The organism is Desulfurivibrio nitratireducens (assembly GCF_044068515.1).
Classification (GTDB): Bacteria; Desulfobacterota; Desulfobulbia; order Desulfobulbales; family Desulfurivibrionaceae; genus Desulfurivibrio.
This window is the reverse complement of the sequence record NZ_JBIPKI010000003.1, coordinates 20,858-44,273: the sequence shown is the minus strand read 5'-3', so window position 1 is coordinate 44,273 and position 23,416 is coordinate 20,858. Positions and strand designations below refer to the sequence as shown.

Below are 23,416 nucleotides of genomic sequence, written 5' to 3'. Positions count from 1 at the left end.
TTCCGTTAAAATCGGTGGTGCTTTAATAACCCGGGCCAAAACGGAAAACCAAGGAGTGACCCCATGACCTCAAGCCATCTTTACGATCTGATTATTGTCGGAGCCGGCCCCAGCGGCCTGACCGCCGGCATCTATGCCATGCGGGCGGCCCTCGATACCCTGCTCATCGACAAGGGTTTGCCCGGCGGCCAGATGAACAACACCGACACCGTCGAAAACTGGCCCGGCAGCGAGACCATCAGCGGCAGTGAGCTGGGTGCCGCCATGGCCTCCCACGCCAAGGCTTACGGCCTGGAAATCCGCCAGCAGGAAGTGCGGGAGATCGAGCCGGGCATCGATTGTCACCTGGTCCGCCTGGATGAGGGCGAGGAACTGCGGACCCTGAGCCTGATCATCGCCGCCGGCGGCAGCCCCCGCAAACTGGAGGTGCCGGGCGAAGCGGAAAACTACGGCAAGGGAGTTTCCTACTGCGCGGTCTGTGACGGTTTTTTCTTCCGCAACAAGACCGTGGTGGTGGTGGGGGGCGGCGATTCCGCCCTGGAAGAATCGCTCTACCTGGCAAAAATCGCCACCAAGGTTTACCTGGTGCACCGGCGCGACGCCTTCCGAGGCGGCATGATCCTGCAGAAACGGGTCCTGGCCGAGAAAAAGATCGAAATACGCTGGAATACGGTGATAAGCGCCATCAACTCCGATCAGGGGGGGATAACCGGAGTCAGCACCGAAGACACCCAAAGCGGGGCAAAGGGTCAACTGGCCTGTGACGGGGTTTTCATCTTCATCGGCTTTGATCCGGACAATTCCCTGATTCCGGCCGGCACCAGGATGAACGCCGATGGCTATGTGGTCACCGACAGCAAGTGCGAGACCAACCATCCCGGCATCTTCGTGGCCGGGGATTTGCGGGAAAAATACGTCAAGCAGATCATCACCGCCGCCGCCGACGGCTGCGTGGCCGCCCAGGCCGCCGCCCGCTATGTCGAGAACCGCAAGGACAACCAGCCGTGATGAGCCCCGAAAACCGCCTCCCCCGAGCCGACCCCAGCCGGCTGATCAGCGCCATCGAGGTGGAGGAACCCTGCCTGGAGTTGCCGTTGACCCGGCGGATCATAGAGCGGTCCGGGAATCTACCAATCACCGTGGTGGCCGAAGGGGCCGCACCGGGAGCCGAACTGCCCCCCTATCCCAGGGGCTTGAGCCAGGGCAAGCGCTTGCTCCACCTGGGCCGCAACCGGGGCCGTTTCCTCAAGCCCTGCCCCGCCACCCGCAATTATCGCTGCTGTGATTACCAGGTACTCAATATCGGGGCCAACTGCCCGATGGATTGCGTCTACTGCATTCTCCAAGCCTACCTGAACAATCCCTGGCTCTCCTTTTACGTCAATGTGGACGATCTCTTCCGGGAACTCGACCAGGCCCTGGACACCACGGCCGGCGGGGACGCGTCAGCCGAACCGGCCGGGCCCTCCAGCCAGGGTGAGTACGAAAACGGCGAGGAACAGGAGGCGGTCTCGGGGGGACGCAAATTCTGGCGTATCGGCACCGGCGAGTTCACCGACAGCATGGCCCTGGACCGCCTCACCGGCCTGAGCGCCCAGCTCATCGAATACATGGCCGGCCGAAAAAACGCGGTGCTGGAATTGAAATCCAAGGCGGTGGTGCTGGATCATCTGCCGGAGCTCAAGCATAACGGGCGAACCATCATGGCCTGGTCGCTCAACAGCGCCGAAGTGATGGGCAAACTGGAATTGCACTGCGCCGATCTTGAAACCCGCCTGGAGGCCGCCGCCCTCTGCGCCTCCTGGGGTTATCCCCTGGCCTTCCATTTTGACCCGATCATCCATCATCCCGGCTGGGAGCAGAGCTACGCCGCCACCATCCGCCGCCTGTTCAGCGTGGTTCCGGCCCGGAGCATCGCCTGGATCAGTCTCGGAGCCTTCCGTTTTCTGCCGGCCCTGCGCGGGGTGATCAACAGCCGGTTTCCCAACGCCAATTTCATCCACGAGGAATTCGTGCCCGGCCTGGACAACAAGTTTCGCTATTTTCGGACCCTACGGGTCGGCATGTATCAGGTTCTGGTCGATGAGCTGGCCCGCCATGCCGCTCCCAATACCTGCCTTTATCTCTGCATGGAAAACGACCCGGTCTGGCGCGAGGTGTTCGGCTACACCCCGGCAGAAAAAGGGGGGTTGCCGGCCATGCTCGATGCCGCGACGCAGCGCAGCTAAGCCTCGGCTGCCGGCGCGGGCAGGCGATTGACCGGGGCTTCCCGGAGATCGTCGAACCAGGAGAAATAATTTGCCGCCCCCTGGATGCCCTGCTCGATCAATTCCCCTTTACGCTGGTCGGAAAGGGCAAAGTCGGTGGTTTTGACGTCCAGGGTATCGATATAGACCGTGCGCTGCCAGTCATCGCTATGGAGGTGCTGGTTCTCCTGAACCTGCATGATCGCGGTAAGCAGGGCCCGGGCGTAATCGCTGAAGCGGTCGATGGCCTGGCCCCGGGGAGGTTCATTGTAGCGAAAGCGGGCGATTTCCTCCCGGGTGTCGAGCCGCAGGCCCAGGGTCTGGCGGTTGTAAACGTAGGGGCTGTGGCCGGGCCGGGCCAGGGCGAAGCGAGCGTTCTCCCGGTCGTAATAACTGGTGGCCCGGGCCGCCTGCGGCTCGGCGGCCAGATCGATATAGCGCTGGCGATCGAAGAGCTTGACCGGGTAGTTGAGCTGAACGCCCCCGTCCACGTAAACCTCCCGGTTCTCCCCCCGGCGCACCGCGGCAAAAAACAGGGGAATCGACATGCTGATCCGCAAGGCCTCGGCCAGGGGCATGGCCGGGTGGCGCTCGGCGGAAAAAACCTCGGCAAAGCCGGTGGAAAGGTTGGTCCCGATTACGTAAAGCTCTGGCCGGCCGGCCTTTTGCAGGTCAGCGAAGGTGGCCCGCGCGTCGCCGAGCCGGGCCTTGATCAGCTCCCCGATCCAGCCTCCGAAAAAATCCCCCTTGTACCAGCCAAAATCGCGGGCCAGCCGGCGGATATCGCGGATGATCCCAAAGGAATCATCCATGAACCTGGCAAAATCGGTTGACTCGAGGATCTGCTTCTGTTCCTGCAGATCGTAGCCCAGGGCCACGATCAGGGCGTTGATCGCCCCGGCGCTGGTCCCCCCCACCCGCCGGATCTCCGCCAGTATTTCCCGTTGCGCGAGGATCTGCATCGCCCCCACATAGGCGATGCCCTTGACCCCGCCGCCCTCGAAAATAAGGTTGCGAAATTGCGCCGTCATCTTGCCTCCTCCCCGGTGCTGATTGATTCCTGCCTATCACACTATAGTGGCAGAAAAGATCAAAAAGTCAAGCAGCCGCTCCGCTGAACCCCGCTGCTCGGGACGGCTGGCGGATCAGGTTGATGGACCAGGTTCAGTGGGGGCGGAGGCGGCGAGTTCCCGGGCCCGGGCCAGGATGCTGCGGGCAAGATCGCCGAACACCAGGGCATGCAAGGGCAGAACCGTATACCAGTAGAGGCGGCCCCAGACGCCGTTGGGGTAAAAGTGGGCGGTCTGGATCAGTTGCCCTTTCTGGATGTCGAATTCCAGCCAGGCCTTGCCCGGCACCTTCATCTGGGCCGCCAGCAGCAGGCGTTTGCCGGGCTTGAGGTCCGCTACCTTCCAGAAATCTAAAGCGTCACCGATCCGCAGTTCAGTGGGATGGCGGCGGCCGCGGTTAAGGCCGTAGCCCCCCGCCGCCTTGTCGATAAAACCCCGCATGCGCCAGAGAAAATTGTAGGTGAACCAGCCCCGCTCGCCGCCGATGGAACTGGCGGCGGCAAAAACCGCCGCCGGCGGCAGATCGCCGCAGTCCACCACCCGGCGATCGCGCAGAAAAGCGGAGCTCATCTCTTCCTCACCCCCGATATCACAGATCACCCCGGCGCTGCTGTCGCACCAGCGGCTCAAGACCTGCTGCCGTTCGATCTCCGCCAGGGCTTGCTTGACCGCCTCCTCGTAAGAGATCGGCTGGATCTGGGGGAAAAATCGGCGGGCGTGATCATTCTGAACCAGGGTTTCCGAGCGCAGCCCTTCGACCAGGGCGGCGGCGATGGCATAAGGGACCGGGGTAAAGAGCACCAGCCAGTAAGAGGAAAGCCGCGGCGAGAGTACCGGCACCGGAATGATAAAACGCCTGAGCCCCATGATTTCGGCCGCTTTGAGCAGCATGGCCCGGAAATCACTGGACTCACTGCCGATGTCCACCACCAGGTTGCCGGGATAATCAAGGTTGAGCGCCGCCACCAGGTAGGCCAACACGTCATCCACCGCGATGGGCTGGGTCCGGGTCTTGATCCAGCGGGGGGTCACCATCAGCGGCAGCTTCTGGGCCAGGTGGCGAATGATCTCAAAGCTGGCGCTGCCCGAACCGATAATAACCCCGGCCCGGAACCAGATGGTCTGGATTTCCCCGGGCCGGGCCGAGAGAATCTCCCCGGTCTCGATGCGGCTCAACAGATGTTTGCTGGCCGACTCCTTAACCCCCAGGCCCCCGAGATAGATGATCCGCTTAACTCCCTGGCGAATGGCGGCATCCCGAAAATTGACCGCGCTTTGCCGGTCCAGCCGATCGTAATCCGCCCCGGCTCCCATGGAATGAATCAGGTAATAGGCCGTTTCGACCCCGGCCAGAGCCCGGTCGAGCCCGGCCGGATCGAAGGTATCGCCCTCGACTATCTCCACCTGATTTCTGACCCCGCCCCCCACCTTGTGACGATTGCGCACCAGCAGGCGAACGGCGCAGTCGCCCCGGGCCAGCAATCTTTCCTGCAGGCGGCGGCCGATATAGCCGGTGGCGCCGGTTATCATCACCAGGGGTTGGGGGTTCATCGAGGATCCTTTGGGTTGGCGTTGCGAGGCATTTACCCATCCCCATCAGGGAGGGGACCGTTCAAGCGCCAGTCTAAGCGATCGGGCGGCGCGAAAGAAGCAAAAAACGGCGCCGCGATCCCATGGCGGTCACTTACGGCCAGGAAGGGCCGACGGCGCTGGGCCAAGAGTTAATCCCAGTTGAAAATGATCAGCTTTTCCGTCGCGAACCCCTGTTCCCGGGCCTGGGCCAGCAGGGCGGCGAAGGTTGGGTCATCCACGGTCGGGGTTCGGGCCATAAGCCAGAGAAACTTGCGATCCGGGGTTCCGACCACCACGGTCTGATAGGCGGGATCCAGGACCAGAATCCAATAGTCCCCGCTGGTCAACCGGGGAAACCGCCGGGAGAACCAGTTATCGAAAGTGACGCTGAGTTTGGCGTTGGATTGGGGGTCGACAACCGAGGCAATCCCCGTAGCTTGCTTGAAGCCCCCGCTCTTGGTGGGACAGGAGTTGACCACCGCCAGCCGGTTATCCGGCAGCAGCTGGTAATCGGCCCGGGACTGCAGGCAGTCACGCTGGAACCACATGGGCAGCCGGGCCAGCTCATACCAGGTCCCACTGTAGCGCTCGAGTTCGACCGAGGAGACCGGGACCGGCGGGCTGACGGCCGGTCCCCGGCAACCCCCGTTAAAAAGCAGCAGGGCAAGCAGCAGGGCAAGATAAATGGGGCGATGGACCATGGCTTCCGGCCTTCTTTTCAAGGATTTGTCGGTCGCAGTCGGCAGAGGCAGGCAACAAAAAAGGCGACCCGCAGGCCGCCTCGTGGATGGTTTATTCTTTTAACGGATCAACCCCCGAAGTCATACGCGAAAGCCTCTTTCTCAATGGACTCCACCTTGCTGCCCAGATCTTCGATTTTGGCCCGCATGGGCTCATTATCCGGCTTCCAGTCGGTGGGGCAAGAGGTCCGCAACTGATCAATCCGATCCTCAAGCTCGGTAACCAGCATGTTGAGATCACCGACGCTGCCCAGCATTTTTTCTTTGTCTCCGGTGGGCAACTTGTCGATTTTACGGATCACATCATACAGTTTGGCTTTCCAGGTAGTCAGTTCAATTTCGGCGCTGCGGCAAAAATCTTTAGCTTTCATGACAACCTCCCTAATTCCTGTTTTGGAATTAAAATAATTTTTGCCAGTTTCGATTAACCTGGCTCCATTATTACCTTAATAAAAATTATCATCATATTACGCCCCATTGTCAAGTATTCCCTCTGCAATTAATATTCACCCAAATTCGACAATATAAAAACATGCGGCACTTCTGTCGATCTGTTATGCGAAAAAACCGGGCGGCCGGGGTCTCCCCCGGTTTACCGCAGTCCCGCGAAGCTGCGAGTTTCATCCACCAAAGAGCATTGCGGGCCGGCGGCCGCCAATCAGCGGCCTGCTCGGCGGGTCAGGCTTCATGACGCAACAATCGATTGGAGTTGACATCCCCGCCACACCTTTCTAGAATGGCACAAATTTTCGCCAATCGGACCAATAACCGTTCATCCCGTCAGCCAGCGAGGTCCTTTATGATCAACAAAGTAATTCTTATCGGCAACCTGGGCGCGGACCCGGAGGTGCGTTACTCCCAGAGCGGTGACGCCATCACCACCTTCCGCCTCGCCACCACCGAAGTCTGGAAAAAACAGGACGGCGGCAAGGAAGAGCAGACCGAGTGGCACCGGATCGTCGCCTTCAAGCGACTGGGGGAAATCTGCGGGGAATACCTGTCCAAGGGCTCCAAGGTCTACATCGAGGGCCGGATCCAGACCAGAAAGTGGCAGGATAAGGACGGCAATGACCGGTTCATTACCGAGATTGTCGCCCGCGAGATGAAGATGCTCTCGCCCCGGGGCGGCGGCGGCTCCGCCGGCGGCCAAAGCAAGGATGATGAGCCCTACCCCGACGTTCCCATCGGCGATGACGTTCCTTTCTAACCACCATTCCTGAACTTGCCAGGCGGGCAACCAACCGGCCGCTCCGAGCCGGATCCCCGGCCTCAGCCGGCTCCGGCCTCAGCCCTCCCGGAACCCACTGCGGCTCCCTGGGGGCTGAGGCCTCCGGCTTTTTTGCTGTCCTTAATGCTCTGCTTGGGGTGCCGAACCCAAGCGAGCAGACTTGCGGAATCCTGTTGGGTGTCTGCCTCCCGGCCTCTTTCCGTTCAACGCCGCTCCCGGTCAGCCGGGTTGGTTGTCATTGTTGTAAGCAGGGGTAGGAGCAAGGTTTGAGGCTTGAGGCTCGAACCATGGCTTTTGGCAGCTTGCAATTTGATCCTGGCCGGAACCGCCTTTGCAAAGAGAGTCTCCCATGCCCCGTCATCCCGCCCAAGCTCCCTGCCTGGTCTATGCCAATGCCCGCGGGGAAATCAAGGACCTGCCCGATCTCCTGATGGCGGGGCGCAGTGGCCAGGACTTCAAGCCCCCGCCCTTGAAGGCCCTGATTCCCCTGCCGCCGGGCAGCGAGCTTTTTGTCCTGCCCGGACGCCAGCCGGTGGGAATTGACCCGACCAGCGGGGAGGCTTTGCTCCTGGCGGAAGATCCCGAGGAGCCGGGAACCCCGGCTCAGGCGGTGGCCGCCTTTATGGCCCCGGCCCATACCGCCATTCTCTGGGCCGCATTCCAGAACAAGGATCCCCAGGCCCCGCCGCTGCCTCTTTTCGCCTACACCGCGGTGGGCTGGTACCAGGACGACTTCTGGGTCTGCGGCTTTCGCAGTGATGACGACCGCCGCCAGGAATTCGGGCGCTATCGCCCCGCGGCCATTCAACGGCGTACCAAAGAGCGCCTGGCCGCCCTGCCCGCCAACCGGCTGGTCCAGCACCTGGGCAAATGTTGCCTGACCTACGGTTGTCCGGCGGCGGTCAACTATTTCATGGACAAATTTGAAGCGCCCCTGCCCAGTTCCCCCCATTGCAACGCGCGCTGCCTGGGTTGCATTTCCCTGCAGCCCGCGGGCTGCTGCCCCGCCACCCAGGAAAGAATCAAGTTCGTCCCCTCCCCGGCGGAGATCGCCGAAATAGCCGCCGGGCACCTGGAAAAAACCGGCCATGTGGTCAGCTTCGGCCAGGGCTGCGAAGGGGAACCCCTGCTCCAGGACACAACCTTGGCCGCCGCCGTCAAACTTATTCGCCAGCGCACCAGCCGGGGCCGGATCAACTGCAACACCAACGCCGGCCGGCCGGAAGCGGTGGCAACCCTGAGTGCCGCCGGTCTGGATGCCCTCCGGGTCAGCCTCAACAGCGCCCAGGCCAGCTATCATCGGCGCTATTACCGTCCCCTGGATTTCAGCCTGGAAGAAGTCCGGGAGTCGATCCGGATCATGAAGAACGCCGGCAAATTCGTATCCCTCAACTATTTCATCCTGCCGGGCTTCACCGACGATCCGGCCGAATTCACCGCCCTGGGCCGCCTGATCGCCGATTGCCGGCCGGATTTTATCCAGTTGCGCAACCTCAATATGGATCCGGACTGGTACCTGCGGGGAATTGATTTCAAGCCGACGGGGCCGGCAATGGGGATCCCGGCCTGGCGCGCCGCTTTAGCCCGGGAATTTCCCCACCTGGGTTTTGGTTATTTCAATCCGCCGGCGGGACCCGAAAGCGGGCGGGCGGTCAAACCGGCCGGCGCCGGCAACACCACGCCCCGAGGCACCGGCAGCCCCGGCAACCAGCGGAGCAAAACCCGCGGCCCTGCATCAGGACGGCACCGCAAATGAACTCGCCAGTTACCGCCGCCAACGCCCGCCTGCTGCGCCTGGCCGCCCTGGCCTCGGTGAGCGTGGCCACGACCCTGATCGCCATCAAGCTGTTTGCCTGGCACCTCACCGGTTCAGCCTCGCTGCTGGCCTCATTGGTGGATTCGCTGATGGACCTGGCCGCTTCGGCGATCAACTTCATGGCGATCCGCTATTCCCTCAAAAGCGCCGACCACGAGCACCGTTTCGGCCACGGCAAGGCCGAGTCCCTGGCCGGCCTGGCCCAGGCCTCGTTCATCGCCGGCAGTGCCGTTTTTCTGATAGTGTACACCAGCAGCCGCCTGCTGGCTCCCCGGCCCCTGGAAAATATCGATATCGGCCTGGCGGTGATGCTTTTTTCCCTGGTGCTCACCGTGGGCCTGGTCGGCTTTCAACGCCATGTCATTCGCAAGACCGGCTCCGTGGCCATCCGGGCCGATTCCCTCCACTATCTCACCGATATCCTCACGATCCTGGTAACCATCGCCGCCCTGGTCCTGGTCCGCCTGGACCTGCTCTGGGCCGATCCCCTGCTGGCCCTGGCCATCGCCCTTTACATCCTCTATTCCGCCGGCCTGATTATCCGTGAAGCCCTCCGCCACCTGATGGACCAGGAGTTGCCCGCCAAAATCAAAGGGCGGATCCGGGAGATCGCTTTGGCCGATGAGCGGGTGCTGGGGATTCACGATCTGCGCACCCGCCAGTCCGGCCAGACCAAATTCATTCAGTTCCATCTTGATCTGACGGCCGATCTTACCCTCAACGAGGCCCACGCCATCGGCAAGGAAATAGAAAGAAGCCTGCAGCAGGCCTTTCCCGGGGCCGATATCACCATCCACCAGGATCCGATCACCGATCATTCGCCGCTGGGGTAATCCGAGGCAGGATTATAACCGGCCCCAAGCACCAAGCAACCGCCGGGGACCGCCAGGAAAACCGGCCGCCGCCCCGACCTGACCGGGCCCCTAATCCTCCCGGTTGACTGCGAAAAAGGCCAGGGCCCGTTGCCGGGCCTGGCCAAGATCGCAACTGGACTGTACCGCCGCAGCCAGATGGTGGCCGAAAGGGTAATTGCGAGCATAGTAGTGGGTAAACTCCTTGAGCCGGCCCAGGCGGCGCTCCGGAGCAAAGCTCTCCTCCAAAAAGGCGATAAAGCGTAGATAGATCTCGACTTTGTCAGGAGTTCCATCCTCTCGCCAAAGGATTCCACCCATCGGCCGGCCAGTGGCTTGGCCGGGATTATCCTGCCTGGCGCTCCAGCCGATTTCCGCGGCGATTTCCTGGAAAAGCCACGGGGTGGCGGCGGCGGCCCGGCCGATCATCAGGCCGTCGGCCCCCGTTTGGGCCAGGCACCTGACCGCATCGGCCGGGGCAAAGATGCCGCCGTTGGCCACCACCGGAATTTGCAGCCAGGACTTTACCCGGCCCACCCAGTCCCAGCGCGGCTTGCGACCGAAAGGTTCCCCCCTTAGGCGGGCATGCACGGTGAGCAGGTCGAGGCCGGCGTCCTCGAGCATCCGGCAGAAATCCCGCAAGCGGTCGGCATCCAGGGTTTCTCCCAGGCGGATCTTGGCGCTCAGGGGCAAAGTGGTGCGCCGGCGCACCTCCGTCACCAGAAGCCGAACCAGGGCCGGATCTTCCATCAGGCGGCTGCCCCCGCCCAGGCGGCGAATATCCGGGGCCGGACAACCCAGGTTGAGATCAAGGGCCTCGGCACCCAGGGTTTCCACCGCCGCCACCGCCGCGGCCGCATCTTCCAACCGGGTTAAAAGCAATTGGTAGGAAAGCGGACGCTCCATGCCATGCCGGACCAAACAGGGCGAAACGGTGGGATTTTCATGGGGCAGGCGGCGGGCCGCCAGCATTTCGGTGGCCAGCAGCCCCACTCCGCCCAACTCCACCAACAACCGGCGTAAAGCCGAATGAGTCACTCCCGCCATCGGCGCCAGCAAGAGGGGAGGGCTGATCCGCAATCCCCCAAACGCCAAGCTGTTTTGCGACCCGACCAAGTTAGACATGTCCATCTCCATCCATTGCCTTGCCCTTAATTCCCGCCGGTACATGCCCCGGGGGCTTGATGAGGGCGCCGCGACAAGGGCAAACAGCCTCGTCAGCCCCGAGTTGTGATCCTTTATAACGGGCTGGAGTTGACTTTGCCACTCCGGCGGTGATATACCATTAACTAGATGACGTTTTCTGAATTACTCCTCATTTCTGTCAATTTAGCTTTATCGGCGAGTTTGCGACTTAAACGCTGATTCACGACCAAAAAAATTTACCGCATGTTAACCACATTTTTACAGTAAACCCGCTAAGATGTGGAAAACGGGAATGGTATTGCGCCGCGGCCATTCTTTTCAACGGAAACGGTAATCGACTTTTTCTGGTCCAAGGAGGTGATGATTGACAGGCAACGCAGCGATCCGGTTTTTTGACAGAGCTTTTTGAGAAGCAAAAAATGAAGGAGGAGGAAAAAGATGGGCAAAAGTCATAAATCAATTTTAGCGGCGCTGGTAGCCTTCGCCGTGGTCGGCGGACTCAGCCTCTTCGGCGCCGCCGGCGCCCAGGCGGCGCTGAAGACGGTGGACATCAACACCTGTTACCAGTGCCATGACAACATCAAGCAGTTTCACACCGGCGGCAAGCATGCCGGCATCAACTGCGGATATTGCCACAGCGAAACCGATCAGCATCTCCGCAGCCCGATGAACAAGCCGGTCACTTCGGTGGACCAGCGGACTTGCGGCCAGTGCCACGCCGAGCAGTTCAACTCCATGCTCCAGGTCAACTGGGATCGCGAGGCCAAGCACGAAAAGGCCTCCCCCACCGGGCGCACTTCCCGTTACGACTACCTGATGAAGCCCCACGGCTTCACCAAGGAGCATGCCGAACCCCGCAGCCACGTTTTCATGCTGGTTGACCATCTCTTGGTCGATCGGGGCTATGGCGGCCGCTTCCAGCTCAAGAGCTGGGAATTGATCGGCGACGCCGCCGCCGCCCAGCGCAGCGCCTGGGAAGTACTCTACGATGTCGAACCCCAGACCAACAACCAGAAGGCCTTCCAGCAGCAAACCGCCACCGCGGCCAACCCGGTCTGCATGTTCTGCAAATCCCAGGATAACATCCTCAACTGGGCCTACATGGGTGATCCCCATCCCAAGGCCAAGTGGGACCGGACCTCCAACGTGGTGGACTTTGCCCGCAGCCTGACCCATGCCCTCAACTGCTTCACCTGCCACGATCCCCACTCGACCCAGCCGCGGATCACCCGCGACGCCCAGATCCAGGCTATCGTTGACCGCGGTGAAGGGACCTATCCTTACGATCCGGAAAAAAGCAAGCGGATCACGGTGGAAAAGGTCGAGTTCCGCGACGGCTACCGGGCCATCGGGCTGCTCAGCCAGCCGGATTCCACCATGATGTGCGCCCAGTGCCACGTCGAGTACAACTGCAACCCGGGCATCGATGCCGCCACCGGGGAACGGGTAACCATGGCCGACCAGCGCACCAACCTGATGCAGTGGTCCAACGTTTTTGACTACAACCGCCGGATGTACGAAGACTTCAAGTTCATCGACTTCCGCAACGCCGTCACCGGGGCCGATCAGATGAAGCTGCAGCATCCGGAAGCGGAAACGTTCTGGGGCTCCAAGCATGAAAGGGCCGGAGTCGAGTGCAAGGACTGCCATATGCCGCAAATGGTTTCCAAGGCCGGCGTCAAATACACCTCGCACCTCCAGACCAGTCCTCGCTACCATGGTATGGAGAATACCTGTCTGCGCTGCCATACCGACTGGAGCGCCGACCGCGCCCTTTACACCATCGGCTCAGTCAAGGCTTACATCCGGGGCAAGATCAACAAGACCGAGTTCTGGCTCGCCGAACTGATCGACACCTTTGTCCGGGCCAAGGACATGGGCGTTCCGGAGAGCGTGCTGGCCGAGGCCCGCAAGCACCACACCGAAGCCAATACCCATTGGGAATGGTGGGTGGCCGAGAACTCCGATGGCTTCCATAACCCGGAGGCGGCTCGCAAGTCGCTGACCCACTCGATGACCGAATCCCAGAAGGGGATTAAGTTGCTCAACGACGCCATCGAGGAACGGAGAAAAGCTGTTGCCAAGCTGCGCTAAGGACTTGTGCTGATAGCCGGCTAGTTGTATAGACAGGCAAAAGGCGGGATAGAATTATTCCCGCCTTTTGCCTGTTCATTTTGCGCTGGTCGCTTGCCGACCCGACGACACGATGCCGGCGCGGCAAGAATTCCCCCGCCCTCAGCCGGCAGATCCCGGACAACAACTACCACCGACCCAGCCAAGATCCTTTCAATCACAACCACTCAACAAGGCTGCTTCCCAAGGCGGCCAGCAAGGAACGGATATAAGATGAAGAGATTTATCGCGATTTTATTGGTCATGATCCTGGCCGCCGCCTGTGGGCGAGAGCAGCAGGAAATAATCGGTGCCGAGGCCGGGCCGGCCCCCGCCGAGGGCTACATCGTTCAGGTGGGCGAAAGCTATATCACCGCCCGGCACTTGGAACAGGAAATGGCAAGCATGCCGGAAAGCCGCAGAATGGCCTATAGCATGGCCGGCGGCCAGGAGCGCCTGCTCGACGAGATGATCAAGCGGGAGATGTTCCGCCAGGAAGCGGTCCGGGCCGGCCTGGACCAAAGCGATGAGTACCGCCAGCGGGTTGAATACTTGAGCCGGCTGGCCCTGGTGGAGATGTTCCTGGAAGACAAAATCCAGGCCGAAGTGACGGTCAGCGACCGGGAAGTCAGCGATTATTACGAGCAGCACAAGGAAAACGAGTTTACCAATCCCCTCAGTGGCGAGACTCAACCCTTTCTCAGTGTGCGGGATAATATTCGCCGCTACCTGCTGATGGAAAAACAGCGCCAGGTTTTTGACGATTACATGGCAGAAATGCTGGAAAGATATGTGGTGAGAATGGCCCAGGATCCGGCCTTTGAGATTCCGCCGACCCCGGCCGCCCAGGAGTAGAGCTCGGCCGCCGTCTTCCAGCGCCCCGCCCTGAAATCCCAGTTAAAAAAAAGCCGCCGTCTTCCCTGCTGGAAAACGGCGGCTTTTTTTAGCGGCCGGTTTTAACCTTACGGCTAATCTCCTTGCCGGGCGGCTTTGGTAAAGGTCAACCCGGCGGCGCCCTCGGGCCGGTCGACCAGAATGGTGTCCCCCTCGGCGAAGGCCCCTTCAAGGATCTTCATGGCCAGGGCATCCTGGATGTGCCGCTGGATCGCCCTTTTAAGGGGACGGGCGCCAAAGTTGGGATCGTAGCCGACCTCGATGAGAAATTCCTTGGCGGCTCCGCTGAGTTCAATCCGGTAATGTTGATCACTCAACCGCCGGGTCAGCAACTCGATCTGGATCTCGACAATTCGCCCAAGATCTTCCCGACTCAAGGCGTGGAAGATGATGATCTCATCGATCCGGTTGAGAAATTCCGGCCGGAACTGGGCGTGGAGAATTTCGTCGACCCGGGCTTTCATCTCCTCGCGGCGTTCCTCACCCAGGTCCATAATCAACTGGCTGCCCAGGTTGGAGGTCATGATCAGGATGGTATTCTTGAAATCCACCGTCCGGCCCTGGCCGTCGGTCATCCGGCCATCGTCGAGGATCTGGAGCAGGACGTTGAAGACATCGGGGTGGGCCTTTTCGATTTCATCGAACAAAATCACCGAATAGGGCCGGCGCCGCACCGCCTCGGTGAGATAGCCGCCTTCCTCGTAGCCCACGTAGCCGGGAGGAGCCCCGATCAGCCGGGCCACCGAGTGCTTTTCCATGAACTCGGACATATCCAGGCGGATCATGGCCTTCTCGGTGTCGAAGAGAAAGCTGGCTAAAGCCCGGGCCAACTCGGTTTTGCCCACCCCGGTGGGGCCCAGAAAGATGAAGGAGCCCAAGGGCCGGTTGGGGTCCTGGAGACCCGCCCGGGCCCGGCGCACCGCATTGGCGATGGCCGCGATGGCCTCTTGCTGGCCCACCACCCGCCGGCTCAGCACCCGGTCGGCGGCCACCAGCTTTTCCTTTTCTCCTTCCAGCAGCCGGTCGGTGGGAATGCCGGTCCACTTGGCGACCACGGCGGCGACATCCTCTTCGTCCACCTCTTCCTTGAGCATCTTGCGGTCTTGCTGGATTTCCGCCAGGCGCTGGTTTTTGGCGGTCAGTTCCTTTTCCAGGGCCACAATCCGGCCATAGCGGATTTCCGCGACTTTGCTCAGATCGCCCTGGCGCTCGGCCTGCTGCTCCTCGATCCGGGCCTCATCGATCCGGGCCTTGACGGCCCTGATTTCCTGAATGACCTCCTTTTCCAGGTTCCAGTGGCCCTTCATGGCGTTGAGACTTTCGTGGCAGTCGGCCAGTTCGGCTTCAACCTTGGCCAGCCGTTCCCGCGATGATTTGTCGCTTTCCTGCTTCAGGGCCTCCCGCTCGATTTCGAGCATGATCTTCTTGCGTTCGATCTCGTCGATCTCGGTGGGCATCGAATCGATTTCGATCCGCAGCCTCGAGGCCGCCTCGTCAATGAGGTCTATGGCCTTGTCGGGCAGGAAACGGTCGGTGATATAGCGGTTGGAAAGGACGGCGGCGGCCACGGTGGCCGAATCCTTGATCCGGACCCCGTGATGGACCTCGTATTTCTCCTTGATCCCCCGCAGGATGGCAATGGTGTCCTCGATGCTCGGCTCCTGGACCAGAACCTGCTGGAAGCGCCGTTCCAGGGCCGCGTCCTTCTCGATATACTTGCGGTATTCCTTGAGGGTGGTGGCCCCGACGCAGTGCAACTCGCCCCGGGCCAGGGCGGGCTTGAGCATGTTGGAGGCATCCATGGAGCCCTCGGCGGCCCCGGCGCCCACCAGGGTATGGATTTCATCAATGAAAAGAATGGTCTCTCCCTGGCGCTTCTGCAACTCCTTGAGCACCGCCTTGAGCCGGTCCTCGAACTCGCCCCGATACTTGGCCCCAGCCACCAGGGCCCCCAGGTCAAGAGCAATCACCTGCTTGTTGCGCAGCGTGTCCGGCACGTCCCCGTTGACGATGCGCTGGGCCAGCCCTTCGACGATGGCGGTCTTGCCCACCCCCGGCTCCCCGATGAGCACCGGGTTGTTCTTGGTTCGCCGCGACAGGACCTGAATCACCCGCCGCACCTCGTCATCCCGGCCGATCACCGGATCGAGCTTGCCCTGGCGGGCCACATCGGTGAGGTTGCGGGCGTATTTTTCCAGGGCCTGGTATTTGCCCTCGGGATTGGGATCGGTGACCCGCTGGCTGCCGCGCACTGCCACCAGGGCCTGGAGAAAGGACTCGCGATTGACCCCGTGCTTGATCAAAACCTTGGCGGCGGCGGTATCCTTGTCGTCGAGCAGGGCCAGGACCAGGTGTTCCTGGCTGACATACTCGTCCTGCATTTCGGCGGCCACCTTGAAGGCCCGGTCCAGCAGGCGCTGGAAAGACGGCGAGGCGTAAAGCTGGCCGGAGCCGCCCCCGCTGACCTTGGGCAGCCGCTCGAGCAGGGTATCCATCTCGGCGGCCAGTTTTTCCCGGCCGACCCCTAGCTTCTGCAATACCGGGGCAATGACCCCTTCGGCCTGCTCCAGCATCCCCTTGAGCAGATGTTCCGGCTGCAACTCCTGGTGGTGCAGGTTCATGGCCAGGCTCTGGGCCTCCTGCACCGCTTCCTGTGACTTCATCGTAAACTTGTCGAATTTCATAACTTTCCGTCTCCCGACTAAAAAACGCCAGCGGCAATCCGCCGCCGTTTGAAGCAAATAAAAAGTTGCCTTACAGTTGCTGACAATGGTCAAAACGGTAAGAACGCCGACCGGCGCTGTCAAGGGAGGCTTAACGAAGAGAGGGGGCGATCAGGACCAGGAAGATGCTGGGAAAGAGTTTGCCCAGGCAAAACAGGGCGGCACAGAGAGGACGCGGCCGTAAAAGCAGGTCGCCAGGCGGTGGCCGGCTCAAGATCGGGCCGGGCAGGGTAAATCGGGTGGTGGGCGGAAAACGACCGGTTATTCCGGTCCGCTCAACTCCAGGGGCTGGCTCCCCCCGGAGCCGCGGCGGCCGCTGAGGCTTAGGGATATGAGAATCCCGATGGCAATTCCCACCAGCAGGGTGATCGCCAGCAGGGCGGCACGGGGCATGGTGACGGTGATGAAGAGCAACCGCACCGCAACCGGTTCGACATTCTGGGCGATCACGATGATCGCCAGCAGGGCCAGCGACAGGGCCAGCACCAGTTTAAACTTAAGCCTGGAAACAGGTTTCATCCCTGGACCTCCCCTGGCGAGTTCGTAAACGGAAAAGGCTCCCGGAACCTTGGGACTCCGCGGCCAGGCAGATGCCGACCAAGGCCCCCGCCACGATCAATATCGCAACCCGACTCGCTGGCGCGCCAGCTCCAGGGTGGGGGTCGCCTTGGCCCGGGCCTTGACAGCCCCCTGGCGGAGAATCTCCCGGACCTGGCCGGGGTCGGACCGCAACTGTTCCCGGCGTTCCCGCGCCTGTCGAAAATATTCCCACAAAATTTCCAACAGTTCCAGTTTTATTTTACCGTACATGGCCCCGCCGTTGACATAGAGTTCGTGGACGGCGGCCAGGCGCTCGGCTGGAGCAAACAGCTTGAAGATATTATAGAGATTGCACTGATCCGGGTCCTTGGGCTGATCAACCGGGGTGGAATCGGTGACAATGGCCATGACCTGTTTTTTCAGCTCCTTTTCCCCGGCGAAGATCGGGATGGTATTGCCGTAAGATTTGGACATCTTCTGGCCATCAATCCCCGGCACGGTGGCTAGATCGGCATCGATCACCGGTTCGGGCAGGACAAAGGTCTCGCCAAAGGTGTGATTGAACTTGATGGCGATATCCCGGGCCACCTCCAGGTGCTGTTTCTGGTCCTTGCCCACCGGCACCCGCTCGGCCTGGTAGAGGAGGATGTCGGCCGCCATCAGCACCGGATAAGCGAAAAGCCCGTGGCTGGGTGCAATGCCCTTGGCGGTTTTATCCTTGTAGGAATGGCAGCGCTCCAACAGCCCCATGGGGGTGACGGTGGAAAGAATCCAGGTCAGCTCGGTCACTTCCGGCACATCGGACTGCACCCAGAAGATGCAGCGTTCGGGATCCAGCCCCAGGGCAAGAAAGTCGATGGCCGCCTCCATGGTTCCCGCCGCCAGCCGTTCCCGGTCATGGACCGAGGTCAGGGCGTGAAAATCAACGATGAAGGCGTAGAGTTCATTGGTCGCCATGCTGGCGATCATCGGCCGCATCATGCCGAAATAATTGCCGATATGCAACTGGCCGGAAGGCTGAATGCCGGAAAGAATACGCATCTTTTAAACCATCAAGGTTAGCCCCGCCCCAAGACGGGAACATTAGACCAAAATTCAAAAATGATCCGCTCGGATCAGTGGGGGCAAAGGTAAAAAAAAATGGAGACACAGGCAATGGTTTTCTGTGTCTCCATTATAAACAACCAGCCGGGCCCCAACTTGCGCCCGGCTGGTTGTTTAACGCTAATCCAGGCCTGTTGCAGACGTATTAGCTATTTTACTTCTTCGTAGTCGGCATCGACCACATCATCGTCGTCCTTCTTGGCACCGCCGGAGGAGGCTTGCTCGCCGCCGCCGGCGCCGCCGGTGGTCCCGGGGCCGCCGGGGCCACCCTGCTGACCGGCCTGGGAGTACATCATCTCGGCCAGCTTGTGCGAGGCCTGGGTCAGGGATTCGGTGCCCTTCTTGATCGCCTCGCTGTCATCGCCTTCCATCAGTTTGCGGAGGCTGGTGATCTCGCTCTCCACCTTACCCTTGGTTTCGGCGTCAACCTTGTCGCCCAGATCCTTGAGGCTCTTTTCGGTGGCATAGATCAGCGAATCGGCCTGGTTGCGCGCTTCCACCAAGGCTTTGCGCTTGCGGTCCTCATCGGCGTGGGCATCGGCGTCCTTCTTCATCCGCTCGATTTCTTCCTGCGAAAGTCCGCTGGAGGCCTGAATCTTTATGGACTGCTCCTTGCCGGTCCCCAGATCCTTGGCCGAAACATGGAGAATGCCGTTGGCGTCGAGATCGAAGGTAACCTCGACCTGGGGTACTCCCCGGGGAGCCGGCGGAATATCAGCCAGATCGAAACGACCAATGGTTTTGTTGTCGGAGGCCATCTCCCGTTCGCCCTGGAGCACGTGAATGGAGACCGCCGGCTGGTTGTCCGCCGCCGTCGAAAAGACCTGGCTTTTCTTGGTGGGGATGGTGGTGTTCTTTTCAATCAGCTTGGTCATCACCCCGCCCAGAGTTTCAATGCCCAGGGAAAGGGGGGTCACATCCAGCAGCAGGACGTCCTTGACGTCACCCTTGAGCACCCCGCCCTGGATGGCGGCGCCGATGGCCACCACCTCGTCGGGATTCACCCCCTTGTGGGGATCCTTGCCGAAGATCTCCTTGACCTTCTGCTGGACCCTGGGCATCCGGGTCATCCCGCCCACCAGAATAACCTCGTCGATATCGCCGGGATTCAAGCCGGCGTCCTTAAGAGCGGTGCGACAGGGCCCCACGGTGCGCTCGATCAGGTCTTCCACCAGGGATTCCAGCTTGGAGCGGCTCAGCTTGATGTTGAGATGCTTGGGGCCCGAAGCATCGGCGGTAATGAAGGGCAGGTTGATGGCGGTTTCCATGGTGGTGGAAAGCTCCATCTTGGCTTTTTCCGCCTCTTCCTTGAGGCGCTGGAGGGCCATCTTGTCCTGGCGGATATCAATGCCCTGGTCGCGCTTGAATTCGTCGGCCAGCCAGTTGACGATCCGCATATCGAAATCCTCACCGCCGAGGAAGGTGTCCCCGTTGGTGGACTTAACCTCAAAAACCCCGTCGCCGATCTCAAGAATCGAGACATCGAAGGTGCCGCCGCCGAGGTCGAAGACGGCGATTTTTTCTTCGGTCTTCTTATCCAGCCCGTAGGCCAGGGAAGCGGCGGTGGGCTCGTTGATGATTCGCTGGACGTTGAGGCCCGCGATTTTGCCGGCGTCCTTGGTGGCCTGGCGCTGGGAGTCGTTGAAGTAGGCCGGTACGGTGATCACCGCGTCGGTGACCTTTTCGCCCAGGTACTCCTCGGCGGTCTGCTTCATTTTGGTCAGCACCATGGCGGCGATTTCCGCCGGGGCGTATTTCTTGCCGTCCACCTCGACGGCGGCATCGCCACCCGTCCCTTCCACGATTTTGAAAGGGCTGATTTCGATGCTCTTGCGCACTTCTGCATCGGTGAATTTGCGCCCGATCAGGCGCTTGATGGCGTAAAGGGTCCGGGTCGGATTGGTTACCGCCTGGCGCTTGGCCACCTGTCCCACCAGGCGCTCCCCGGCATCATTGAAGGCCACCACCGACGGGGTGGTCCGGTTTCCTTCCACGTTGGTGAGTACTTTGGGTTCGCCGCCCTCCATAATCGCCACGCAGGAATTGGTTGTTCCCAAATCAATACCGATGATCTTTCCCATGATCAGTTCTCCTTGTCAAAAAATATCCAGGCCGTTAAAGCCGTTCATTATTCACGGTGTTCCGTGTAATTAAACTTGTAAATCAAGTGCAGGGGCCGCGCGAAACCACGACCTTGGCGGCCCGCAACAAGCGGTCCTTGTATAGATAACCCCGCTGAAACTCGCTGATGATGGTGTTGGCGGGAATCTCTTCGCTGCTCTCCATGGCCAGGGCCTCGTGGTAATTGGGGTCAAAAACCTTGCCCAGGCCATCCAGGGCTTGGAGGCCGAACTTTTCCAGGGTGCCCATCAGGCCCTGGTAGGTCATCTCCACCCCCTGCAGGAGGGCCGAGGCGCTGTCGCTATTACGGCCCTGCTCCATGGCCCGCTCCAGGTTGTCCAGGGTGGGCAGCAGTTCCTTGAGCAGATTTTCCTCGGCGTATTTAAGGGATATTTCCCGCTCCCGCTGCATCCGCTTCTTATAGTTTTCAAACTCGGCGGCCAGCCGCAACATCCGGTCTTCCAGATCATGGGCCTCGCGGAGGGCCGTACTCAACTGGGTCAGCAGGTCATCGCCTTCCGCGCCGCCGGCCTGCTCCGCGGGCTGTAACGGGCGGTCGCCGTCTTTATCCAAAGGGGTTTCCTGGCCGGCACCCTTTTGCTTTTCCTCCATGTTCACAACAACCTCCTCGGACCTGAAATACGGGTCAGCGCCGGCAAAGGCGCAAATCGCGATTTTTCCTTTAATATTATTGCGTATTCCACAATCAGGCTGAACATTAAGTACGTACCCAGGCCTTGTCAAGGCGGCGACCAGCTTATTTAGCCGGAAAAACCTCGACCATTGCCCAGGGGCTCCGAGGCCTTGGCCAAGCTCACCCGCTTTGAGATTATAATCAGGAGGGGACCATCTAAGCCTTTGGCCGCCCGGCGGGCACCCTACTCGCTCCAATAAGGAGTTCAACCTAAAGATGAAATCAGGAGCGGCCAAGGGGCGCTGCCGGGCACCCCTTGTTGTCTGAAGGGAAAATGGTTATTTTCGGTCCACCATGATTAATAAACCAAGGATGATCAGTGAACAGCGACGGGGAGAGTTTTATCTGCTGGCCGAAGAGTTTCTCTGGGGCTGGTTTCCCATCGTTACCCTGCTGAGCTACCAGTTTCTCGAGCCCCTCTGGACCATGGCCCTGACCCTGGCCGTGGCCAGTCTGTTTTTCGGGCTGTTGATGACGGGTTGGCGGCGGAACAGGAGCTTGTGGCGGGAATTGGGGCGGCGGCGGGCCTGGTGGGACCTGGCCTGGGCCTCTTTCTACATCATGCTGCTTTTTGTCCTGCTTTTTGTCGGGCTTTCCTTCACCACGGCCGGCAATGCGGCCCTGATTCTCTTCCTGCAGGTTTTTTTCGCCTTTCTCTATTTCAACCTGCTGAAGGGGGAAGTTCTCAGCCCGGCACACCTGGCCGGGGCGGCCCTGATGACCATCGGCGCCTTTCTGGTCCTGTTCCCCGACGACATGGTACTCAACAAGGGCGATCTGCTGGTCTTGCTGGCGGCGATGATCGCTCCGGTGGGCAACCGCTACCAGCAGCGGGCCCGGCGCCATGTCCACGCCACCACCCTGCTCTTTGTCCGCACCGTTGCCAGTCTGCCCGTGGTTCTAGCGCTGGCTTGGCTTTACCAACCGCTGCCGACGGCGGGGAACCTGGCCGGCGCCTGGTGGCTGCTGCTGATCAACGGGATTTTCCTGATGGGACTGTCGAAAATCTACTGGATTGAGGGCCTGCACCGCCTTAATATCACCAAGGTCAGCGCCATGACCGCCCTCTCCCCTCTTTTCACCATGCTTTTTGCCTTCTTCATCCTTAACGAAATCCCGGGCAACTGGCAGTTGGTCGGGATTTTACCGATCCTGGCCGGCGGGATCCTGATCACCCGGCCGGCCATAGAACGCGGCACCGTCAGTAGTTGCCGCCCTGGCCGTTAAGCGGTTTTTTTAAATCCTCAATCAGCAGTTTGCCTCTGGACCTGGCGCAGGATCGCCAGCAGCTCCTCGCTGCTGATGCCGCCTTCCTCCATGATAGTGCGCATCGTCTGGGTTTCTTTGGCGGCAACCCCCCGGGCGGCCAGGGCAGCAAGCACGGTATCCAACGGCAGGCCGTATTCCGCGCAGATGTCGCTAAGTGAGCGACGACCAAAACCACTGGGAGGAGTGGCCGGCACCTCCGGGCCGGCCTCCGGGCTCACCCGCTGGCCGTGGTCACCTTCCGTCTGCTTAATAACCAGATAAACCTGCTGGGGAGGAACGCGGTTGGCCTGGGCAATGGCGAGCAGGGTTTGTTCCTCGCCGACTATTTCAAATCCGGCCGCCCGCAAAGCCGTCATGGCCGGCTCAAGCTCCAACCCCAGGCGGCGACTGAACTCCCGCAGCGAGGACAATTCGGCATGGCCATAAGGCGGCTCGCCGTATTTGACCGCCGCCCGCTCCTTGATCGCCTCGCTGAATTGGATGATGTTGATAAAAGGCGGGATTTTGAAATAGGTACCCAGACCGCAAACCGCAACCAGCAGCAGGGCCAGGCTGAAATTGGCGGTAACTATCCGCAGCCGGCCGGCCCGGTCCTTGAGGTAAGTGGTAATCGCTTTCCAGTTATAATAGATATGCAAAATAATACTGAGCAGAAACAGAATGCCCAGATTTATGTGCAGACTCCCCCACTCCTCCTTGCTCAAACCCATAAGCTGCCAGTCGGCCCAATAAGCCACCCGGCCGGCGGGAACAATATAAAGGATCGTGCTGGTCAACAGCATCAGGACAAAACTGAGCAGGGCAACCAGGGAGGTGACTCTGCGGACGTTCATGAGGGTTGCTCCTGGGGGAAAAGAAGAGCTTGCGATGCAATATAAGAAAAGAGTCTGTCGGAGCCAGGGGAGATGATTTTAGGCACTCCGGATTCTCCCTGCGGAATGGGGTCAGCAGCAGGAACCGGCCCCGTTGAAAATCGCCTGGGCGCATCCCACCCCGATCTCCACCCTGATTGCGGCCACCGGACAGTTATGGCGGCAGGCGCCGCACTCCATGCAGGCGTCACGGTCCCGGACCCGGACTTTTTTACCCTCCGCAGCCGGCACAAAAACCTCGTGGGGACAGACCTCCAGGCAGGTCCCGCAGCCCACGCAGAGATCCGGGTCAAGCTCCAGGGTGCTGACCCCGGCCAGATAGCGTATTTCATTCATCGGAGTTTGATGGCCTCGGGTACTTGCCGCCGGCCGTCAAGCTGACCAGCGGCAGGCTTTGACTGCCCTGCGGGAGGAAAAT

General features: G+C 60.6%; 20 protein-coding genes. 8 read left to right on the top strand and 12 right to left on the bottom strand.

The features are described 5' to 3' along the window. Positions 1-63 precede the first annotated feature (63 nt). Together trxB and ACHHTY_RS02390 are read left to right on the top strand one after the other, a co-directional pair. Positions 64-1,008 (top strand): thioredoxin-disulfide reductase, encoded by a 945-nt coding sequence (gene trxB / locus ACHHTY_RS02395; protein ID WP_395492454.1) that lies wholly within the window; start codon positions 64-66, stop codon positions 1,006-1,008. Next, entirely contained in the window at positions 1,008-2,228 is a 1,221-nt protein-coding gene (locus ACHHTY_RS02390; RefSeq protein WP_395492453.1) for an SPL family radical SAM protein, read from the top strand. Before trxB ends, ACHHTY_RS02390 begins: the two co-directional genes overlap by 1 nt. Here ACHHTY_RS02390 and ACHHTY_RS02385 read toward each other — a convergent pair. The 4 genes from ACHHTY_RS02385 to ACHHTY_RS02370 form a co-directional block, all read right to left on the bottom strand. Next, on the bottom strand, positions 2,225-3,277 hold the full coding sequence (locus ACHHTY_RS02385; protein WP_395492452.1) for a patatin-like phospholipase family protein: 1,053 nt from the start codon (positions 3,275-3,277) through the stop codon (positions 2,225-2,227). The genes ACHHTY_RS02390 and ACHHTY_RS02385 overlap by 4 nt on opposite strands. Positions 3,278-3,391: 114 nt before the next feature. Beyond that, positions 3,392-4,867, bottom strand: a complete 1,476-nt coding sequence (locus ACHHTY_RS02380; protein WP_395492451.1) for an SDR family oxidoreductase — start codon at positions 4,865-4,867, stop codon at positions 3,392-3,394. Between the two features lie 170 nt (positions 4,868-5,037). After that, the gene (locus ACHHTY_RS02375) at positions 5,038-5,589 is read right to left on the bottom strand and encodes a lipocalin family protein (RefSeq protein WP_395492450.1); all 552 of its coding nucleotides are present in this window, start codon (positions 5,587-5,589) and stop codon (positions 5,038-5,040) included. A 107-nt stretch (positions 5,590-5,696) separates the two neighbouring features. Continuing rightward, positions 5,697-5,999 (bottom strand): hypothetical protein, encoded by a 303-nt coding sequence (locus ACHHTY_RS02370; RefSeq protein ID WP_395492449.1) that lies wholly within the window; start codon positions 5,997-5,999, stop codon positions 5,697-5,699. A 428-nt stretch (positions 6,000-6,427) separates the two neighbouring features. On the opposite strand from ACHHTY_RS02370, the gene ACHHTY_RS02365 reads away from it, so the two are divergent. From ACHHTY_RS02365 to ACHHTY_RS02355, 3 genes are all read left to right on the top strand, one after another. Continuing rightward, positions 6,428-6,835, top strand: coding sequence for a single-stranded DNA-binding protein (locus ACHHTY_RS02365; protein ID WP_395492448.1), 408 nt, complete (start codon positions 6,428-6,430; stop codon positions 6,833-6,835). Positions 6,836-7,205: 370 nt separating this feature from the next. After that, the gene (locus ACHHTY_RS02360; protein WP_395492447.1) at positions 7,206-8,612 is read left to right on the top strand and encodes a radical SAM protein; all 1,407 of its coding nucleotides are present in this window, start codon (positions 7,206-7,208) and stop codon (positions 8,610-8,612) included. Next, positions 8,609-9,505 carry a cation diffusion facilitator family transporter gene (locus tag ACHHTY_RS02355; RefSeq protein WP_395492446.1) on the top strand — a complete coding sequence of 299 codons (897 nt, stop codon included), beginning with the start codon at positions 8,609-8,611 and terminating at the stop codon, positions 9,503-9,505. Before ACHHTY_RS02360 ends, ACHHTY_RS02355 begins: the two co-directional genes overlap by 4 nt. A gap of 90 nt (positions 9,506-9,595) precedes the next feature. On the opposite strand, the gene ACHHTY_RS02350 is transcribed toward ACHHTY_RS02355, so the two are convergent. Continuing rightward, positions 9,596-10,648, bottom strand: a complete 1,053-nt coding sequence (locus ACHHTY_RS02350) for a tRNA dihydrouridine synthase (RefSeq protein ID WP_395492445.1) — start codon at positions 10,646-10,648, stop codon at positions 9,596-9,598. A 459-nt stretch (positions 10,649-11,107) separates the two neighbouring features. Here ACHHTY_RS02350 and ACHHTY_RS02345 point away from each other — a divergent pair, with 459 nt between their 5' ends. Beyond that, positions 11,108-12,763 carry an ammonia-forming cytochrome c nitrite reductase subunit c552 gene (locus ACHHTY_RS02345; protein ID WP_395492444.1) on the top strand — a complete coding sequence of 552 codons (1,656 nt, stop codon included), beginning with the start codon at positions 11,108-11,110 and terminating at the stop codon, positions 12,761-12,763. Positions 12,764-13,015: 252 nt separating this feature from the next. Further along, entirely contained in the window at positions 13,016-13,636 is a 621-nt protein-coding gene (locus ACHHTY_RS02340; RefSeq protein ID WP_395492443.1) for a hypothetical protein, read from the top strand. Between the two features lie 113 nt (positions 13,637-13,749). Here the strand turns inward: ACHHTY_RS02340 and clpB are convergent, their stop codons facing one another. The 5 genes from clpB to grpE form a co-directional block, all read right to left on the bottom strand. Then, complete coding sequence (gene clpB / locus ACHHTY_RS02335; RefSeq protein WP_395492442.1) at positions 13,750-16,359, bottom strand: ATP-dependent chaperone ClpB; 2,610 nt, start codon at positions 16,357-16,359, stop codon at positions 13,750-13,752. Positions 16,360-16,659: 300 nt separating this feature from the next. Beyond that, positions 16,660-16,917 carry a LapA family protein gene (locus tag ACHHTY_RS02330; protein WP_395492441.1) on the bottom strand — a complete coding sequence of 86 codons (258 nt, stop codon included), beginning with the start codon at positions 16,915-16,917 and terminating at the stop codon, positions 16,660-16,662. A gap of 96 nt (positions 16,918-17,013) precedes the next feature. Continuing rightward, positions 17,014-17,979, bottom strand: a complete 966-nt coding sequence (trpS, locus tag ACHHTY_RS02325) for a tryptophan--tRNA ligase (RefSeq protein WP_395492440.1) — start codon at positions 17,977-17,979, stop codon at positions 17,014-17,016. A gap of 212 nt (positions 17,980-18,191) precedes the next feature. Beyond that, entirely contained in the window at positions 18,192-20,123 is a 1,932-nt protein-coding gene (gene dnaK / locus ACHHTY_RS02320; RefSeq protein ID WP_395492439.1) for a molecular chaperone DnaK, read from the bottom strand. Positions 20,124-20,205: 82 nt separating this feature from the next. Then, complete coding sequence (grpE, locus tag ACHHTY_RS02315) at positions 20,206-20,775, bottom strand: nucleotide exchange factor GrpE (RefSeq protein ID WP_395492507.1); 570 nt, start codon at positions 20,773-20,775, stop codon at positions 20,206-20,208. Between the two features lie 376 nt (positions 20,776-21,151). On the opposite strand from grpE, the gene ACHHTY_RS02310 reads away from it, so the two are divergent. Beyond that, positions 21,152-22,084, top strand: a complete 933-nt coding sequence (locus ACHHTY_RS02310; protein ID WP_395492438.1) for a DMT family transporter — start codon at positions 21,152-21,154, stop codon at positions 22,082-22,084. A gap of 17 nt (positions 22,085-22,101) precedes the next feature. Here ACHHTY_RS02310 and ACHHTY_RS02305 read toward each other — a convergent pair whose 3' ends face one another. After that, positions 22,102-22,959 carry a DUF4405 domain-containing protein gene (locus tag ACHHTY_RS02305; RefSeq protein WP_395492437.1) on the bottom strand — a complete coding sequence of 286 codons (858 nt, stop codon included), beginning with the start codon at positions 22,957-22,959 and terminating at the stop codon, positions 22,102-22,104. Between the two features lie 111 nt (positions 22,960-23,070). Next, positions 23,071-23,334, bottom strand: a complete 264-nt coding sequence (gene hgcB / locus ACHHTY_RS02300) for a mercury methylation ferredoxin HgcB (protein WP_395492436.1) — start codon at positions 23,332-23,334, stop codon at positions 23,071-23,073. Positions 23,335-23,416: the final 82 nt, after the last annotated feature.

Coding starts and splice junctions, on each gene's coding strand:
- trxB (WP_395492454.1), top strand. CDS start 64: ATGACCTCAAGCCATCTTTACGATCTGATTATTGTCGGAGCCGGCCCC.
- ACHHTY_RS02390 (WP_395492453.1), top strand. CDS start 1,008: ATGAGCCCCGAAAACCGCCTCCCCCGAGCCGACCCCAGCCGGCTGATC.
- ACHHTY_RS02385 (WP_395492452.1), bottom strand. CDS start 3,277: ATGACGGCGCAATTTCGCAACCTTATTTTCGAGGGCGGCGGGGTCAAG.
- ACHHTY_RS02380 (WP_395492451.1), bottom strand. CDS start 4,867: ATGAACCCCCAACCCCTGGTGATGATAACCGGCGCCACCGGCTATATC.
- ACHHTY_RS02375 (WP_395492450.1), bottom strand. CDS start 5,589: ATGGTCCATCGCCCCATTTATCTTGCCCTGCTGCTTGCCCTGCTGCTT.
- ACHHTY_RS02370 (WP_395492449.1), bottom strand. CDS start 5,999: ATGAAAGCTAAAGATTTTTGCCGCAGCGCCGAAATTGAACTGACTACC.
- ACHHTY_RS02365 (WP_395492448.1), top strand. CDS start 6,428: ATGATCAACAAAGTAATTCTTATCGGCAACCTGGGCGCGGACCCGGAG.
- ACHHTY_RS02360 (WP_395492447.1), top strand. CDS start 7,206: ATGCCCCGTCATCCCGCCCAAGCTCCCTGCCTGGTCTATGCCAATGCC.
- ACHHTY_RS02355 (WP_395492446.1), top strand. CDS start 8,609: ATGAACTCGCCAGTTACCGCCGCCAACGCCCGCCTGCTGCGCCTGGCC.
- ACHHTY_RS02350 (WP_395492445.1), bottom strand. CDS start 10,648: ATGTCTAACTTGGTCGGGTCGCAAAACAGCTTGGCGTTTGGGGGATTG.
- ACHHTY_RS02345 (WP_395492444.1), top strand. CDS start 11,108: ATGGGCAAAAGTCATAAATCAATTTTAGCGGCGCTGGTAGCCTTCGCC.
- ACHHTY_RS02340 (WP_395492443.1), top strand. CDS start 13,016: ATGAAGAGATTTATCGCGATTTTATTGGTCATGATCCTGGCCGCCGCC.
- clpB (WP_395492442.1), bottom strand. CDS start 16,359: ATGAAATTCGACAAGTTTACGATGAAGTCACAGGAAGCGGTGCAGGAG.
- ACHHTY_RS02330 (WP_395492441.1), bottom strand. CDS start 16,917: ATGAAACCTGTTTCCAGGCTTAAGTTTAAACTGGTGCTGGCCCTGTCG.
- trpS (WP_395492440.1), bottom strand. CDS start 17,979: ATGCGTATTCTTTCCGGCATTCAGCCTTCCGGCCAGTTGCATATCGGC.
- dnaK (WP_395492439.1), bottom strand. CDS start 20,123: ATGGGAAAGATCATCGGTATTGATTTGGGAACAACCAATTCCTGCGTG.
- grpE (WP_395492507.1), bottom strand. CDS start 20,775: ATGGAGGAAAAGCAAAAGGGTGCCGGCCAGGAAACCCCTTTGGATAAA.
- ACHHTY_RS02310 (WP_395492438.1), top strand. CDS start 21,152: ATGATTAATAAACCAAGGATGATCAGTGAACAGCGACGGGGAGAGTTT.
- ACHHTY_RS02305 (WP_395492437.1), bottom strand. CDS start 22,959: ATGAACGTCCGCAGAGTCACCTCCCTGGTTGCCCTGCTCAGTTTTGTC.
- hgcB (WP_395492436.1), bottom strand. CDS start 23,334: ATGAATGAAATACGCTATCTGGCCGGGGTCAGCACCCTGGAGCTTGAC.